The sequence below is a fragment of the Nitrospirota bacterium genome (genome assembly GCA_016180645.1).
Lineage (GTDB): Bacteria > JACPQY01 > JACPQY01 > JACPQY01 > JACPQY01 > JACPAV01.
Genome location: JACPAV010000019.1, coordinates 74,474 through 89,508, shown reverse-complemented (window position 1 = coordinate 89,508; position 15,035 = coordinate 74,474). Strand labels below are relative to the sequence as shown.

The following is a 15,035-nucleotide window of genomic DNA, read 5'->3' as shown; positions in this document are numbered from 1 at the left end:
TTCGAAAGGCGACCATGCGGAAGCACACTCCATTCCTGAAGGTAGCTTTGCCCAAGGGGAAGGTGCAGGACCCGATCCTGGATCTCCTCGTCCGGGCCGGATTCCGCGCGGCCGGTAGGCCGGCGGCGGCGGGCGCCCTTCGTTTTTCCGATCCCACCTCCCGCACGGAATTCTACATCGTTCGCGACCGGGATATCCCCACCTTCGTGGAATACGGCGTCTGTGATGTCGGCATGGTGGGGAAGGACGTTCTGATGGAGCAGGAGAAGGACGTGTACGAGCCGCTGGACCTGGGGCTGGGTCGATGCCGGCTGGTCTGGTGCGGGCCGTCCGCAAGGGGGGGTGCGGATCGAACGGGGAGGATGGGGCGAAACGGAGGCGCGCGCGCTTCATCCGTATTGGGCTCTCGCGTGGCAACGAAGTACCCGCGGCTCACTGCCCGATTCTTCGAGTCCCACGGGAGGACGGTCGAGGTGGTGGAGCTTTACGGCTCCATCGAACTGGCCCCATCCCTCGGGCTGGCGGATTCGGTGGTGGATCTCGTGCAGACGGGCAGCACACTTCGGAGCGTCGGGCTGGCCGAAATCGAAACGATCCAGGACATCTCAACCTGGGTGATCCTCAACCGAGCGGCCTCGAAGCTGCGATATGAAGAAATCCACCGTTGGCTATCCCGCGTTGAGAAGGCGGTCGGTCGATGAAGGTCATTGAACTCGGTCGCCGGCCCGTAGAGTGGGCCGCCCAGCAACTCGAATCCGACTCCGTGGTTTCGCGTGCCGACGCTGCGCGTGTGCAATCGATTCTGGACGCCGTGCAAAAGAGCGGCGACAAGGCGATAGGTGAGTGGTCGAAAAAGCTGGACGGCATCCGTCTGCGGCCGGCGGAGATTGAGGTTCCCCGCGCGAAGTGGGGAAGAGCGGCGGCCAAATTGGAATCGAAGACGCGCCGCGCATTGAATGTGGCGGCCGAGCGCATCCGGGAATTCCATCTCAAGGGGGTTCCGGTAAACGCTATATGGAAAGACGGCGACTCCCACTTCGGCAAGATGTTTGTTCCTCTGCGGCGCGTGGGGATTTATGTGCCGGGCGGAAAGAACGGCTATCCGTCCACCGTGCTGATGACCGCCGTGCCCGCGAAGGTGGCGGGGGTGCCGGAGATCGTGGTGGTCACGCCTCCGCGAAAGGGTGGACCTTCGCCGGCCGTCCTGGCCGCCTGCGAGGTGGCCGGGGTGGACCGCCTGTTCCAGGTGGGTGGACCCATGGCGATCGCCGCCTTGACGTACGGAACGGAAACGATCCCGCGCGTGGACAAGATCGTCGGTCCCGGCAATGCATTCGTCACGCTCGCGAAGCGGCTGGTGTATGGGAGTGTTGGGATCGACATGCCGGCGGGACCGACGGAGCTGGTGGTCATTGCCGACGACTCGGTGAACGCCGAGTGGATCGCTGCCGATCTGGCGGCCCAGGCGGAGCATGGGCCGGGGTCGAGGGCCGTCTTGGTCACGGCGTCCAGGTCCCTGGCGGACGGGGTGGCCCGGGCGCTCGGTAAAGAGCGGAAGTTGAAAACGATGGATACCCAGGCCAGGGAGCGATGTGCGGCGGTGATGGTGTCCCACGGGCAGGCGGCGGCGGATCTGACGAATCGACTGGCGCCGGAGCACGTCCACATCCAATTACGGGAGGCCGGGGCGATGGTCCAGAGCATCCACACCGCAGGAGCCGTATTCGTCGGTCCTCTGTCGCCTGTGGCTCTGGGAGATTACGTGGCGGGGCCGAGTCATGTCCTGCCCACGGGCGGGAGCGCGAGGTTTTCATCGCCGCTCGGAGTCGAAGACTTTCTCCGACGAATGAATCTGATCTCGGTGCAAGAAGCGGATTTCGATCGGCTGGCGAGGAGCGCGGCGGAACTGGCCGACGCGGAAGGTTTCGTTTATCATGCCTACTCGGTGGTGAAACGTGTCAAAGATCGCAAGAAAAGTAGAATCAGCCAAACGGGAAGCTGAGATCCGACGCAAGACGAAGGAGACGGACGTGGCCGTCGACCTGCGGATCGACGGGTCCGCGCAGTATTCCATTTCGACGACCGTGGCGTTCCTGGACCACATGCTGGAGCTGCTCGCGTTGCACGGGCGATTCGATCTGACGGTGAAAGCGACGGGAGACACTGCGGTGGATTATCACCACGTGGTGGACGACGTGGGCATCTGCCTGGGCGAGGCGTTCAAGAAAGCCCTGGGCGACAAGAAGGGAATCAATCGCTACGGCCACGGCCGCGTTCCGATGGATGAGGCCTTGGCGGACGTGACGCTGGATTTCTCCGGACGGCCCTTCCTGCGGTATGACGTGAGAGTGGCCAAAGGGCGGGTCGGATCGTTCGACGTAGAGCTGGCCGAGAGTTTTTTCTCATCGTTCTGCACCCACGCGGATATGACGCTGCACATTCAGGCGCCGTACGGCAAGAATCGCCACCACATCCTGGAGGCCATCTTCAAGGCGGCCGCGCATGCCCTGCGCAGCGCGGTGGCCGCGGATACCCGTCTGCCCGGCGTGCCCTCGACGAAGGGCGTTCTGTAGCCACCCTCTCCGCGCTGATGATCGTCGTAATCGATTACGGCATGGGAAACCTCCGAAGCGTTTCGAAGGCGCTGGAATTTCTCGGGGCCACGGTTCGAGTAAGCGGGAAGGCACGGGACGTCGATCGAGCCGCCGCCGTGGTGTTGCCGGGCGTGGGCCACTTCGGCGCCGCGGAGCGCAACCTGGCGGCCTCGGGGCTGCGCGAGGCCGTCGTGCGCGCGATCCAATCCGGAAAGCCGTTTCTGGGGATCTGCCTGGGGCTCCAACTCCTCTTCGATGGGAGCGACGAAGCTCCCCGCTCGAAAGGCCTGGGGATTCTCCGTGGTCGTGTGGGGGAGTTGGACAGGGGTGGCAGGCGCCTCAAGCTTCCACACATGGGATGGAATCGCGCGCAGTTTCGGAACGGGTCGGGGGAGTTCTTTTACTTTGTGCACTCGTACGCTCCCGTGCCGGTGGACCGCGACGTGATCGCGGCGGAGACCGAGTACGGAGCCCGTTTCGTGTCCGCGATCGAGTGGGAAAACGTTCTGGCCTGCCAGTTCCACCCTGAGAAGAGTCAGGCGGCGGGACTTCGGTTTCTTCGGGAGCGGTTCCTGCGTCCGAACGGATTGCTGTGAGGGTGCTTCCGATGATGCTAGACTGTACAGATGGGCGTTTTTGAGCCGGCCACCGCAAGGGATGAGGGGTCGGATACCACCCGTGGTCTCGACCAAAAATACGGCGACCTGAAGGCCGGCATCCAGGCGTTCGAGCGTGTCCTGGTGGCCTTCTCGGGGGGGGTGGACAGCGCGTTTGTCCTCAAGACGGCGCGCGACCTACTGGGGGCGGAGCGGGTGATCGCCCTCACGGCCCTGTCGGATACCGTCCCGGAGCATGATCGACGCGATGCCGCCCGAATCACGGGCGAACTGGGCGTGGAGCATCTTGTGATCGCCACTCGTCACATGGAGATCGAGGATTTCGTGCGGAACGATGCCGATCGTTGCTACTTCTGCAAGACGGAGGTGTACACCACGTGTGGACGGATCGCCGAGGAGCGCGGCATCCCGGTTGTCGCAGATGGAACGAACGCCGATGACCTGGGGGATATCCGACCGGGCTTGAAAGCCGCTCGCGAAATCGGCGTACGAAGTCCGCTCGCGGAGGCCGGACTATCGAAAAGTGAGATCCGCGAACTAGGCCGTCGAGTGGGATTGGACGTGTGGGATCGACCGGCCTCGCCGTGCCTGTCGTCGCGATTTCCGCAGGGCACACGGATCACCGTGGAGAACCTGACGCGCGTGGGTCGAAGCGAATCACTGCTCAGGAAGCTGGGATTTCGTGAATTCCGGGTTCGCCTGCACGAGGACATTGCGCGGATCGAGGTTTCCCCGGAAGAGTTTGATCGCTTGAATCGAGAGCCTATCCGCAGGCAGGTGGTGGCGGGTTTGAAGGAAGAGGGATTCAAGTACGTTTGCCTGGACCTGGAAGAGTTCAAGAGCGGTCGTTTGAGCCGCGCGTAGAACGCCTACGCTCGCGGCAATCGAGAAATCCGGAGAAGTTCCCCCACCATGAAGACCAACCCAAGGGAGAGGATGGCTGCGAGTGCAAACACAAGGACCGTCCACTCCTCCGCCCCTCCGGCCCGTTCTGTGGGGAATCCTCTCATGGCCACGAAAGCCAGCGCGACGGAGATCGAAAGCAGGGCGAAGCCTGCGTTGAGTGGGGGTGATTTGACGCGGAGGAAGAAGACGACTGAGGCGGCCATCGTGGCCACAGCGACGATGGGGATCGTCCCAACGGAACCGCCGAGGCGTTGGAGTCTCCATAGAACCAGCGAATCGATGGCGATCTGGAGGAGCAAGAGCGCCGTCACCACACGCCGTGGGACGGGGTCGACGAACGCCGGTCGGGTCTGGTCCTGGCCGAAGGTCTGTATCGTGAGGCAGCGGCTGCACGCGAAGGTATCGAGCGGTTCGAGAATGGAAACATCGATCTCGTGCTTGCAGGCCGTGCAGAAGGCTTGAAATACGGGGGAGCCGGGTTCGACCATGACGGGCGTATGGTGTCATTGCGAGCGGAGCGAAGCAATCGCATGAGAACACCTCCACCGCGGACTCTGAGCGTCGATGACTCGAACATCGCGCGAGTGGCGTCGGCCACCGCGAAGGAGGCGGGCGCATTGCTGCGGGGATCCTACGGTCGAGCGCTGAACGTTCGCTTCAAAGGTCGGCGGAATCTCGTCACCGATCTCGATCACCGAGCACAGGCCTTGATTCTCCGGAGGGTCGGCGCCGCCTTTCCCGATCACGTGGTCGTGGCGGAGGAGGAGGAGAACCCGATGGCGGGGAGCCGGGAGGCCGAGTGTCAGTGGTTTGTGGATCCGCTCGACGGAACGACCAACTATGCGCACAGCTATCCCCGCTTTTGCGTCTCGATCGCGTTCGCGTACCGCGGGAAGATTCAGGTTGGAGTGGTTTTCGATCCGATGGCCGGAGAAATGTTTTCGGCCGTGAAAGGGAAGGGGGCCTTCCTCAACGGTCGGCGGATCCACGTATCGACGGCGTCGAAACTGGAGCGATCGCTTGTGTGTACGGGCTTTTCGTACAACCGGCGGTGGGCGTTGCGCAATTTGGAATGCTGGAAACGCTTTCTTCTCAAGGCCCAGGCCATTCGGCGGGACGGCTCGGCGGCGTTGGATTTGTGCTACACGGCGTGTGGCCGGTTCGACGGCTTCTGGGAACTGCGCCTAAGCCCGTGGGACGTGGCGGCCGGCGCATTGATCGTGACGGAAGCGGGCGGTCGCGTGACCGGCCTCCGCGGTGAGCCGTTCGATCCCTATGCGAAGAACATTCTTTCCTCCAACGGCCGGATACACACGGCGATGCAACGGCTGCTCCGGCCGAGATAGTCCTCGGTCCGCCAGGAACTGAAGGACATCGAGCGCCGGCTCGACCCCCTCGAATAAAAAGCGGCATAGGTCGCCTTTCAGCCATGATCTGAAGACGCAGGCTGAAGCCCCATGCCACGGAGGGAATGGGACCATGATATGTCGCCGCACCACGGATGGTGCGGCATGAACATGGCCTGCGGCTACCGAGACGAGGGTGTGTATGCTTGGTAGGCGCGGGCTTTAGCCCGCGTTCTCCGGAAATCAGACGGCGCCGGCGGAGCGGAGACGAGCGAGGTCCGCGGGGCGAACTCCCACGGAAGCGAGAACGGATTCCGTGTGCTCGCCCAATGTGGGAGCGGGCAGGTAGGGTGGATTCACGGAACGACCGTCGAAGAGAAAGGGTGCGCGGACCAAGGTGACGTCCTCGCCATTGTGTTTCTCCCGGAGGAAGACGCCCCGCTCGGCATGCTGGGGGTGCCGCACGACCTCCGAGAAATCCAGGATCGGTTCACAGCAGCAATCTACATTCGAAAGGAGCGCGACCCATTCGGCCTGCGTCTTGGTCTTGAAGAGTTCCTCGACGCGTTCAAGCACGGCCTGACGCTGATCGGAAGTCGGGAAGGCGTCGCCGATCCATTCCGGCTTGCCCGCCACGTTGCAAAACGCCTCCCAGAACTTGGGTTCGAGCGCACCGAGGCTCATGTAGCGGCCGTCCTTCGTCCGATAGATGTTGTAACAGGGATTCAGACCGTTCAGGGGCATGGAGCGGGGCGCGTGATTGATGCCATCGACGCCGAATTGAGTGAAATACTGCGTCAGCAGGGCGAGGGATCCCTCGGTCATCGACATGTCGATGTACGCCCCCTTGCCCGTGCGGTGCCTCGCCTCCAATGCCCCGAGAAACGCGATCGTTCCAAAGAGGGCGCCGCCGGGGACGTCGGCGAGTTGAGCCCCGGGGATAATCGGCCGGCCCGCTTGGTCACCGGTGATGCTGAGAACTCCGGAAAGGCTGTTGTAGTTCATGTCGTGCCCGGCCTTCAGCCGATAAGGACCGGTCTGGCCGTAGCCACTGATGGCCAGGTAGATGAGTGACGGGTGATGAGTGAGGAGTGAGGAGTAGGAGAGGCCGAGCTTTTCCATGACGCCGGGACGGAAACTCTCGACCACGCCGTCTGCGGTTTTGAGGAGTTTGAGGAAGATCGCCTTGGCGTCCGGTTGCTTGAGATTGAGCGTGATGCTTTTTTTGTTTCGATTCAGCGCGCAGAAAATCGAGCTCGTATCTCCGATCAACGGCGGCAGGTAGCGCACGTAGTCGCCCCCCCCCGGATCTTCAATCTTGATGACCTCGGCTCCCATGAGCGCGAGGACCATCGTGCAGTACGGACCCGGCAGCAGCCTCGATAGGTCGAGTACGCGGATTCCCGCAAGGGGAAGGGGCGGAGTTCCGGGTTCCTCGTTCCTGGTTCCTGGTGACTTCTTCGCCTTGCGCCCTTCGCCCCTCGCCCTGCGCCTCACTCCTCCCGCCTCTCTCCTTACGTTCTACAGCCCGATCATTTTCCCGATGATCTCCTTCATGATCTCGGTCGTACCACCCCCGATGGTGATCAGCCGGGAATCACGCCATGCGCGGGCGACGTGGTACTCCTCGATGTAGCCATAGCCGCCGTGAACCTGCATGCAGCGGTCCGTGACCCTCGTCTGGAGCTCGCCGGCCAGAATCTTGGCCATCGACACTTCTTTCACGCAGGGAACGTTGCGGTTGAACAGATCGCACACGTAGTAGACAAAAGCCTGATTGCATTCGATCTCCGAGATCAGCTCCACCAAGCGGTGGCGCTGAACCTGGAATTTTCCGATCGGCCTCCCGAAGGCTTTCCTTTCGAGGGCGTATTTGTACGTCTGGTCCCACGTCAGCCGGGCGCCCGACAGCGCCGTGATCGCCGCGATCAGGCGTTCGCCTTGGAATCCTTCCATGATGTAGTAGAAACCGTGTCCTTCCTCTCCCAGGAGGTATCGCGCCGGGACCTTGCAGTTGTCGAAAAACAGCTCCGCCGTATCGGAGGAGTGCATCCCGACTTTCTTGAGGCGCTTGGTCACCTGAAAGCCCTTCGTGTCGGTGGGGAACAGGATCATGGAGATGCCGCCAAAGCCGGTGTCCCCTGTGCGGACCGCCAGGTTGATGAAGTTCGCGCGCGCGCCGCTGGTGATGAAGGTCTTGGAGCCGTTGATGATGTAGTCGCCGCCGACTTTCTTCGCCGTCGTTTTCAGGTTGGCCACGTCCGATCCCACAAACGGTTCGGAGACGCCGAGGGCGGCAATCTTCTCACCTTTGATCGCGGGAATCAGGAATTCCTTTTTCTGCTCGGGCGTGCCGTGCAGGTGGATCGAGTAGGTGGCCATATCCGACTGGACCATGAGGGCCATGGGGACCCCGCCGCATTGGGCACGGGGAAGTTCTTCCGCATAGGCGACGGTGTACCAGTAGTCGCCGCCGAGGCCGCCCACGTCCTCGGGATAACGGAGACCGAGGAATCCCTGTTCGCCCGCGCGCTTGAAGACCCAGTTGGGGAAATCCTCGGCTTCCTCCCACTTGTCCGCATTCGGGGCCAGCTCGGCCTCGATCCACTTGCGGATCGTTTGACGGAAGATATTGTGCTCTTCCTTGAAGTATTGGCTCCAGTCACAGTGCAGGCTGCTGTCCATTAGTGGCTACCTCCGTAGAATGTATTCATGGAATCATGGGGTCATGTTTTGATGGATTCACGTTATCATCGGGTCATGGGGTCATGGATTCATGGAAACATGGGGTCATGGATTCATCGAATCATGTTCATGTGGCCATCGGATCATCGAAGTTTAGTACGGTTGGCCTTCGCCGTCCGCTGCGACGCGGCGAATATCGCCAACAGTTCACCTGCCTCCTTCATCAGATCCTCAATTTGTTCCGGTGGAAGGATGCCACTCTCTGCAATCAGTTCAAGCCAAAAAAGCGATTCGTCGGTCTCTTCCACGACAAGCCCGATCTTGGATATGAATTCCGCCCGTGAACGGGAGCGCCTCGCGGCGCGGTAGTTCGCCGCAACGGAAGTTGATGATCTAAGCAGTTGTCTGCCGATGACCTGGGCATCTGCCGTTTTCGGCAGTGTTCGGAACAGGCGGATGACGGTTAGGGCGAAAGTTTTCGTACGCTGTTTCAATCCCTCCGATTGAGATGGATTTCCAGATGATTCCATGACTCCATCACCCCATGCTTACTTTTTCTTGGGCCTCAACGGCAAGACGACCGGGCCGGTCTTGGAACGGTCCGGAGACGGAGCGTTTGCCGAATGGGGGGATTTGAGGCGGAAGAAGACACGATCAGGCCGATCGAGCTGGATGTCTTCATCCGCTCTCAGGTGGAGTTCCAGGTTGGCGCGACGCGTGGCATGGGCGAGGGCGGTCTCCAGGGTGATCAGTCCGGCCTTGGTCAGTCGTTCGAGGTCCTGATCGAACGACTGCATTCCTTCCAGGGCGCCTTCTTCGAGGGCCTCTTCCAAGTAACGGCCCGGCCGGTCGCCAAGTCGGACGTACTCCTGTGTGCGGAGCGTCGCCTGGAGGATTTCGACGGCCGGAATACGGCCGGGGCCATCCTTGCGGGGAAGGAGTTTCTGGCTGACGACGGTCTTGAATGCCCGTGAGAAGCGCGTGCGGACGTAGTCGATGTCCCGCTCCGAAAATAGCCCGATGAACCGTTCCACGGTTCGGAGGGTATCCGGTGTGTGCAGGGTGCTTAGGACGAGGTGGCCGGTTTCCGCCGCTTCAAAGGCGATCTCGGCAGTCTCGGCGTCCCGGATTTCCCCCACGAGAAGAACCTGGGGGGCCTGCCGAAGGGCGGCCCGGAGCGCCATGGAAAAAGTAGGGACATCCTGTCCAAGTTGACGTTGAGTAATGGTTGCTTTGATGGGGGTGTGGACGAACTCCACGGGATCCTCGACGGTGATGATGTGGACGGGCTGTTCGCTGTTGATCAGGTGGATCATGGCGGCGAGGGTGGAGCTCTTGCCGGAGCCGGTCGCCCCCGTCACGAGCACGAGGCCGGCCTTCTGGCGGGCGATATCGTGGAGTGGCTTGGGAAGATGGAGATCCTCCAGGGTCGGCACCCCCTTGGGGATGACGCGGAGCACGAGGGTGATGCCCTGGCGCGCCTGGAAAAGACTTGCACGGAAGTAGCAGAGATCGCGAAAGGCGAACGACAGATCGCAATTGCCCTGGGAATCGAACTGGGCACGGAGATACGATTGGTCCTTCATGAAATCCTCCGCGATGACGCGCATGTCCTCCGGGGATAGGGGGGGGAGGCCGGGGGGAGAATCGGCCAGGGCGCCGTCGGCTTGAGCCTGCGGCGCGCGGCCCGGCACGAAGATCAGGTCCGATGCGCGGGGGGAGTTCTCGAGCAAGGCCCGGATGGATGTTTCAAGAATAAGGTTCATGGCCAACGGGAGTATACGCGCTGGCTGTGACGCGTGCACATTGATAAGACGGCGAATGCTGGTAGAATGAGCCTGTCGGAAGGTTTGCACTCATCAAAGACTTGAAAGGGTAGGTGCCCCGGTGAAAGAACTAACGGACATGTTGCAGCAGTTGCAGGCGGACCACGCCAGGCTCCGGGGCCATCTTTGACCTCTCCAAACTCAAGCGCGACATCGAACAGATCGACCGGGAACTTGAAAGGGGTGACGCGTGGGCGAACGCCAACGCTCGCCGGACCCAGTCCCTCCTGAAACAAAGAACCCGTCTTCTTGAATCCATCACCTTCTGGGGAAAGGTGGACCGCCAGGTCGAAGAAGCTCAAGTCATGGCGGACCTCGTGGGTGAGAATCCCACCGCGGAGTCCTTCCGGGAGGCCGCGGCGTTTCTCGGCGAAGTTCGGGGCGCACTCGACGGCGCCCGGCTTCGACTCCTTCTGTCCGGCGAGGAGGATGAGAAGAACGCCATTCTCACCGTTCATGCCGGAGCCGGCGGAACCGAAGCCCAAGATTGGGCCTCGATGCTTCTGCGCATGTATCTTCGTTGGTGCGCGGTGAAGGGGTTCAAGACCGAGGTGGTGAGCCAACTGGAAGGGGAAGAGGCGGGGATCAAGAGCGCAACGGTCCTGGTCGAAGGCGATCGCGCGTGCGGATTTCTCCGTCCCGAGTCGGGCGTTCACCGTCTCATCCGAATATCGCCCTTCGACGCCAATCATCGACGCCACACGTCCTTCGCGTCCGTTTCCGTCATCTCGCAAGTGCAGGACGACATTCAGATCGAGATCAAGCCGGAGGACCTGAAGATCGACACCTACCGCGCCGGCGGGCACGGGGGCCAGAACGTGAACAAGGTGGAGACCGCGGTCCGGATCACCCACCTGCCCAGCGGCATCATTGTGCAGTGTCAGAATGAGCGCTATCAGCACAAGAACCGGGACATAGCGATGAAAATTCTCAAGGCGCGTCTCTTCGATCTGGAGAAGCAGAAACGGGACCAGAAGAGCAAGGAGCTTCACGATCAGAAAGGGGATATTTCCTTCGGGTCCCAAATCCGGTCGTACACGCTCCAGCCCTACCGGCTGGTCAAAGACCATCGGACGAGCATGGAGCGAGGCGACGTGGAGCGCGTGCTGGACGGCGATCTGGATCCCTTCATTGAGGCCGCCCTTTATGAAGAGCTGAAACGGCGGGGCTCCGGCACGGCCCTGGCGCAATAGGCATGGAAGAACACCTGCAAAGGCTTCAGAAACAACTGGACCTGAAGGAAAAGGGGGTGCCTTCGTATCCCAACGATTTCCGTCCGACGCATACGGCCGGCGACTTGATCGCGCAGTTCGGCGCCACGAAAACGGAGGATTTGGAACACGTGGAGACGATCTTTCACGTGGCGGGGCGGCTGATCGCCCTTCGCTCATTCGGAAAGGCCCGGTTCGGCCACATCCTGAATCGCCTGGAGAAAATTCAGATCTACATGAAAAAGGATGCCATGGGCGACGAGGCTTTCGAAATTGCCCATTTTCTGGACGTGGGCGACTGGGTGGGCGTTGAAGGGCGTATCTTCCGCACCCGCACGGGCGAGTTGACGATCGCGGCAAGCCGCCTCCGGATCCTGTCCAAATGCGTGCGGCCGCTGCCGGAGAAATGGCACGGCCTGACGGACGTCGAAACGCGATTTCGCCAGCGGTACGTCGATCTGATCGTCAATCCCGACGCGCGGCGGATCGTACTGGCGCGGCAACAGATTGTGAATGGCGTGCGGGCCTTTCTGACCTCGCGGGGATTCGTGGAAGTGGACACGCCCATGATGCAACCGATGGCGGGCGGGGCGGCGGCGCGCCCCTTTGTGACCCATCACAACGCGCTGGACATGAAGCTCTTCATGCGGATCGCTCCGGAACTGTATCTCAAGCGCCTGCTGGTCGGGGGGATCGAGCGCGTGTTTGAGATCGGGCGAAACTTCCGGAATGAGGGGCTCTCCACCCAGCACAACCCTGAGTTTACTATGCTCGAGTTCTACCAGAGCTTCGCGACGTACGAAGACCTGATCGACCTCACGCAGGAGATGATGTCCACAATCGCCCGGGAGATCTGCGGGTCATTCCTCGTGCCTTACGGGGAGCACCAGATCGACCTGACGCCTCCTTGGAAGCGTTACACCATGGAGGAATCGCTGGTCGCGGTGGCAGGCCTCGAACGGTCGATCGTTCGTGATGCGTCCGCCTTGCGACGCCTTGCCGAAGCAGGCGGGATCAAACCTGAAGAGGGCGACCTGAAGAGCCTTGGGCTGGGCGGCCTCCAAATGGTGCTCTTTGAGGAGAGGGTGGAGCCGAAGCTTATCCAGCCGACGTTCATCACCCAGTACCCCGTGGAGGTCTCGCCGCTGGCGAGAAGGAACGCGAATCAACCGGAGCTGGTCGATCGATTCGAGCTGTTCATAGCCGGACGTGAAATGGCCAATGCCTTCTCGGAGCTCAACGATCCTGCCGACCAGAGAAAGCGATTCGAAGAACAACTGGCCCACAAGAAGGGGGAGGAACAGGAATGTATGGCTGTGGACGAAGACTACGTCCAGGCCCTCGAATTCGGGATGCCTCCCGCGGCCGGCGAAGGGATCGGCATCGATAGGCTGGTCATGCTTCTAACTAATTCATCGTCGATACGGGAGGTTATATTATTTCCTCTCATGCGTAGCATAAAGGGTATTCAGGAATGAATGTACCGCTCTACATCGCGCGGCGGTATCTCATGGCCAAGCGCAAACAGGTTTTCATCTCCGTGATCAGCGGTTTCTCGGTCCTGGGTGTGGCGCTGGGGGTGACCGCGCTCGTGGTGGTCATCTCGGTCATGGCGGGATTTGAGGAGGACCTGAGGACGAAAATCCTCGGGACCAACTCCCACATCGTGGTTCTCAAGCGGGGAGGATCGGGAGCGGAGCGGTCGAAGGAGGTGGAGCAGGCCATGCGGAACGTTCCGGGCGTCTCCGGCCTGGCGCCTTTCGTGTTTTCGCAGGCCATGGCGAGGTCGGTGGGCAACCTGATGGGAGTGGTGGTGAAGGGCATCGATCCCACCTCTTTTTCGGAGGTGACCGATGTAGGGAAGAGGATTGTGGAGGGATCGCTGGGGAGTTTGGCGACGGTTCCGAAGGACGGACCTCCTCCGATGGTGGTGGGGAAGGAACTGTCGAGAAACCTGGCCGTTTTTGTGGGGGAGAATCTCGATGTGATCTCGCCGCTGGGGGAAGTGACGCCGATGGGGATGATCCCCCGGTTCCGCACCTACCAAGTTCAGGGCGTTTTCCAAACCGGGATGTACGAATACGATTCCAGCTTCGTGTACATCCCGTTGAAGGAAGCGCAGGAATTCTTCAACATGGGGGACAAAATCACGGGATACGAGGTGAAAGTGGACGACATCTACCGGGCGCGCGAGATCGCCCTCTTGATTGAGTCCTCGCTGGGTCCGGAGTTCTACACCCGTCACTGGATGGAAATGAACCAGAATCTGTTCTCCGCGTTGAAACTCGAAAAGACGGTCATGTTTCTTATCCTCCTCATGATCATCATCGTGGCCAGCTTCGGGATCATTGCCACGCTCATCATGATGGTCATGGAGAAGGGGAAGGACATCGCCATCCTGAAAGCCATGGGCGCGCCCTCGGGGATGGTGCGGAGGATCTTCATCTGGCAAGGGCTGCTGATCGGAGTTTCCGGAACGCTCTTGGGGCTGGGTGGAGGTTATGGCCTGTGTCTCCTCCTCAAGCGGTACGAATTCATCCATCTCCCGGCGGACGTGTATTACATTTCGACCCTGCCGGTGAAGATCCAGCCCGCCGTCTTCGCCCTCGTCAGCGTAGCGGCCCTCCTCACGTGTCTTCTGGCCACACTCTATCCCTCTCGGAGCGCGGCGCGCTTGGACCCCATCGAGGCCCTCCGCTATGAATAGATCCTCGGAAGGATAGGCACCGCATGGATCGAAGGTATCTTGTCGCGGGTTTCTTTTTCGGCGTGCTCCTATTCCTCCTGTACATTTTTCTCCAGATCCTGCGTCCCTTTTACTTCGTAATCTTCTGGGCGGCGACTCTCGCGATTGTCTTCTATCCCGTCCAGGAGCGATTCGAGCGGTGGTTCCAGGGGCGGAAAGCCCCGGCCGCCGGAGTGGTTACCTTCCTGATTCTCCTTGCCCTGCTGATCCCGCTCACCCTGGTGGCAACGACGCTCGGCGCGGAGCTGGTGGACGCCTTCGGACAGGTCAAGGGTTACCTCTCGAAGGAAAACATCAACCGGGCCATGAACAGCGTGCTGTCGATGTTTCCCCATGCGTGGTTCGAGTTTGCCGAAGAGAAGCTGGGGATTCATGCCCTCTCCGATCCGGAAACGATGGAGGGGATTTTCGAAAGGATCGCCTCGGGGGTCGTGTCGCTCATTCCCATCGGAGCCAAGGGGTTCCTGGTGGGTATCCTCTACCTGGCGATACTGGTTTTCACGCTATTTTTCTTTCTCCGGGACGGGCCCGGACTCGTTCGCAATCTCAAATCCTTCCTCCCCATGTCCCAGGACCAGAAGGATCGAATTTTCAAAACGTTTTACGAGATTCTTCACTCGGTCATTGCAGGCGTACTCATCACGGCCGCCGTCCAGGCCGGCATGGTGGCGCTTCTCCTCATAGCCTTGGGCCTTCCCTATCCCATTCTGGGTGCAGTCATCACATTCATCGGGGGAACGTTGCCGATCGGCGGGGCGTCGCTGGTCTGGCTTCCGGGGTCGATCATCTTGTTTTTGACGGGGCACGTTTGGAAGGGCGCCATTCTTCTTGCGGTCGGGGCGCTCGTGGTCAGTTCCATCGACAACATCGTCAAGCCGATGATTATCGGGGGGCGGGCGAGGATACCGACCCTTCTGCTCTTTTTCAGCATCCTTGGAGGGCTCAAGCTGTTCGGGTTTACGGGGATTCTGCTTGGACCTTCGATCCTGGCGGTCTTCCTCAGCCTCCTCGATATCTACAGGCGCGAGTATCAGGCTCCGGGGGATTCGGCGAAAAGCCCACCCCCCGCGTAGTTTCTGCGCCCTGCTGGGTAGGTGTGCGCCG

At 60.9% G+C, this 15,035-nt stretch carries 15 protein-coding genes; 10 read left to right on the top strand and 5 right to left on the bottom strand.

The genetic code is table 11. The annotated features are described in order from the left end of the window. Positions 1 to 14: 14 nt before the first annotated feature. Genes HYT87_12230 through larE form a run of 5 tightly spaced genes read left to right on the top strand, consistent with a single transcriptional unit; the run spans position 15 to position 4,075 of the window. Positions 15 to 701, top strand: coding sequence for an ATP phosphoribosyltransferase (locus HYT87_12230; GenBank protein ID MBI2060529.1), 687 nt, complete (start codon positions 15 to 17; stop codon positions 699 to 701). Next, positions 698 to 2,002 carry a histidinol dehydrogenase gene (hisD, locus tag HYT87_12225; GenBank protein MBI2060528.1) on the top strand — a complete coding sequence of 435 codons (1,305 nt, stop codon included), beginning with the start codon at positions 698 to 700 and terminating at the stop codon, positions 2,000 to 2,002. The genes HYT87_12230 and hisD overlap by 4 nt, the downstream gene beginning before the upstream one ends. After that, positions 1,965 to 2,573: an imidazoleglycerol-phosphate dehydratase HisB gene (hisB, locus tag HYT87_12220; protein ID MBI2060527.1), complete on the top strand. Its 609-nt coding sequence runs from the start codon at positions 1,965 to 1,967 to the stop codon at positions 2,571 to 2,573. The genes hisD and hisB overlap by 38 nt, the downstream gene beginning before the upstream one ends. 17 nt (positions 2,574 to 2,590) lie before the next feature. Next, positions 2,591 to 3,190, top strand: a complete 600-nt coding sequence (gene hisH, locus HYT87_12215; protein MBI2060526.1) for an imidazole glycerol phosphate synthase subunit HisH — start codon at positions 2,591 to 2,593, stop codon at positions 3,188 to 3,190. Positions 3,191 to 3,220: 30 nt separating this feature from the next. Continuing rightward, positions 3,221 to 4,075, top strand: a complete 855-nt coding sequence (gene larE, locus HYT87_12210) for an ATP-dependent sacrificial sulfur transferase LarE (protein ID MBI2060525.1) — start codon at positions 3,221 to 3,223, stop codon at positions 4,073 to 4,075. Between the two features lie 5 nt (positions 4,076 to 4,080). On the opposite strand, the gene HYT87_12205 is transcribed toward larE, so the two are convergent. Continuing rightward, a complete protein-coding gene (locus tag HYT87_12205) occupies positions 4,081 to 4,605 on the bottom strand; it encodes a hypothetical protein (protein ID MBI2060524.1) in 525 nt (174 codons plus the stop codon). A 42-nt stretch (positions 4,606 to 4,647) separates the two neighbouring features. Between HYT87_12205 and HYT87_12200 the strand changes: the two genes are divergently transcribed. After that, positions 4,648 to 5,463, top strand: coding sequence for an inositol monophosphatase (locus tag HYT87_12200; protein ID MBI2060523.1), 816 nt, complete (start codon positions 4,648 to 4,650; stop codon positions 5,461 to 5,463). Positions 5,464 to 5,706: 243 nt separating this feature from the next. Here HYT87_12200 and HYT87_12195 read toward each other — a convergent pair whose 3' ends face one another. The 4 genes from HYT87_12195 to HYT87_12180 form a co-directional block, all read right to left on the bottom strand. After that, entirely contained in the window at positions 5,707 to 6,960 is a 1,254-nt protein-coding gene (locus tag HYT87_12195) for a CoA transferase (GenBank protein ID MBI2060522.1), read from the bottom strand. Between the two features lie 24 nt (positions 6,961 to 6,984). Further along, complete coding sequence (locus tag HYT87_12190; GenBank protein MBI2060521.1) at positions 6,985 to 8,148, bottom strand: acyl-CoA dehydrogenase family protein; 1,164 nt, start codon at positions 8,146 to 8,148, stop codon at positions 6,985 to 6,987. A 143-nt stretch (positions 8,149 to 8,291) separates the two neighbouring features. Continuing rightward, positions 8,292 to 8,678 carry a four helix bundle protein gene (locus HYT87_12185; protein MBI2060520.1) on the bottom strand — a complete coding sequence of 129 codons (387 nt, stop codon included), beginning with the start codon at positions 8,676 to 8,678 and terminating at the stop codon, positions 8,292 to 8,294. A gap of 18 nt (positions 8,679 to 8,696) precedes the next feature. Next, positions 8,697 to 9,914: a PilT/PilU family type 4a pilus ATPase gene (locus tag HYT87_12180; protein ID MBI2060519.1), complete on the bottom strand. Its 1,218-nt coding sequence runs from the start codon at positions 9,912 to 9,914 to the stop codon at positions 8,697 to 8,699. 182 nt (positions 9,915 to 10,096) lie between these two features. On the opposite strand from HYT87_12180, the gene prfB reads away from it, so the two are divergent. Genes prfB through HYT87_12160 form a run of 4 tightly spaced genes read left to right on the top strand, consistent with a single transcriptional unit; the run spans position 10,097 to position 15,004 of the window. Then, a complete protein-coding gene (gene prfB, locus HYT87_12175; GenBank protein MBI2060518.1) occupies positions 10,097 to 11,167 on the top strand; it encodes a peptide chain release factor 2 in 1,071 nt (356 codons plus the stop codon). Positions 11,168 to 11,169: 2 nt separating this feature from the next. Then, positions 11,170 to 12,663: a lysine--tRNA ligase gene (gene lysS / locus HYT87_12170; GenBank protein MBI2060517.1), complete on the top strand. Its 1,494-nt coding sequence runs from the start codon at positions 11,170 to 11,172 to the stop codon at positions 12,661 to 12,663. Further along, a complete protein-coding gene (locus HYT87_12165) occupies positions 12,660 to 13,892 on the top strand; it encodes a lipoprotein-releasing ABC transporter permease subunit (GenBank protein MBI2060516.1) in 1,233 nt (410 codons plus the stop codon). Before lysS ends, HYT87_12165 begins: the two co-directional genes overlap by 4 nt. A gap of 23 nt (positions 13,893 to 13,915) precedes the next feature. Further along, entirely contained in the window at positions 13,916 to 15,004 is a 1,089-nt protein-coding gene (locus tag HYT87_12160; protein ID MBI2060515.1) for an AI-2E family transporter, read from the top strand. Positions 15,005 to 15,035 lie beyond the last annotated feature (31 nt).

Excerpts from the sequence above, each read along its gene's own strand:
- hisH (MBI2060526.1), top strand. The coding sequence starts at position 2,591 with ATGATCGTCGTAATCGATTACGGCATGGGAAACCTCCGAAGCGTTTCG.
- HYT87_12200 (MBI2060523.1), top strand. The coding sequence starts at position 4,648 with ATGAGAACACCTCCACCGCGGACTCTGAGCGTCGATGACTCGAACATC.
- hisD (MBI2060528.1), top strand. The coding sequence starts at position 698 with ATGAAGGTCATTGAACTCGGTCGCCGGCCCGTAGAGTGGGCCGCCCAG.
- lysS (MBI2060517.1), top strand. The coding sequence starts at position 11,170 with ATGGAAGAACACCTGCAAAGGCTTCAGAAACAACTGGACCTGAAGGAA.
- larE (MBI2060525.1), top strand. The coding sequence starts at position 3,221 with ATGGGCGTTTTTGAGCCGGCCACCGCAAGGGATGAGGGGTCGGATACC.
- HYT87_12185 (MBI2060520.1), bottom strand. The coding sequence starts at position 8,678 with ATGGAATCATCTGGAAATCCATCTCAATCGGAGGGATTGAAACAGCGT.
- HYT87_12160 (MBI2060515.1), top strand. The coding sequence starts at position 13,916 with ATGGATCGAAGGTATCTTGTCGCGGGTTTCTTTTTCGGCGTGCTCCTA.
- HYT87_12230 (MBI2060529.1), top strand. The coding sequence starts at position 15 with ATGCGGAAGCACACTCCATTCCTGAAGGTAGCTTTGCCCAAGGGGAAG.
- HYT87_12205 (MBI2060524.1), bottom strand. The coding sequence starts at position 4,605 with ATGGTCGAACCCGGCTCCCCCGTATTTCAAGCCTTCTGCACGGCCTGC.
- HYT87_12165 (MBI2060516.1), top strand. The coding sequence starts at position 12,660 with ATGAATGTACCGCTCTACATCGCGCGGCGGTATCTCATGGCCAAGCGC.
- HYT87_12180 (MBI2060519.1), bottom strand. The coding sequence starts at position 9,914 with ATGAACCTTATTCTTGAAACATCCATCCGGGCCTTGCTCGAGAACTCC.
- HYT87_12190 (MBI2060521.1), bottom strand. The coding sequence starts at position 8,148 with ATGGACAGCAGCCTGCACTGTGACTGGAGCCAATACTTCAAGGAAGAG.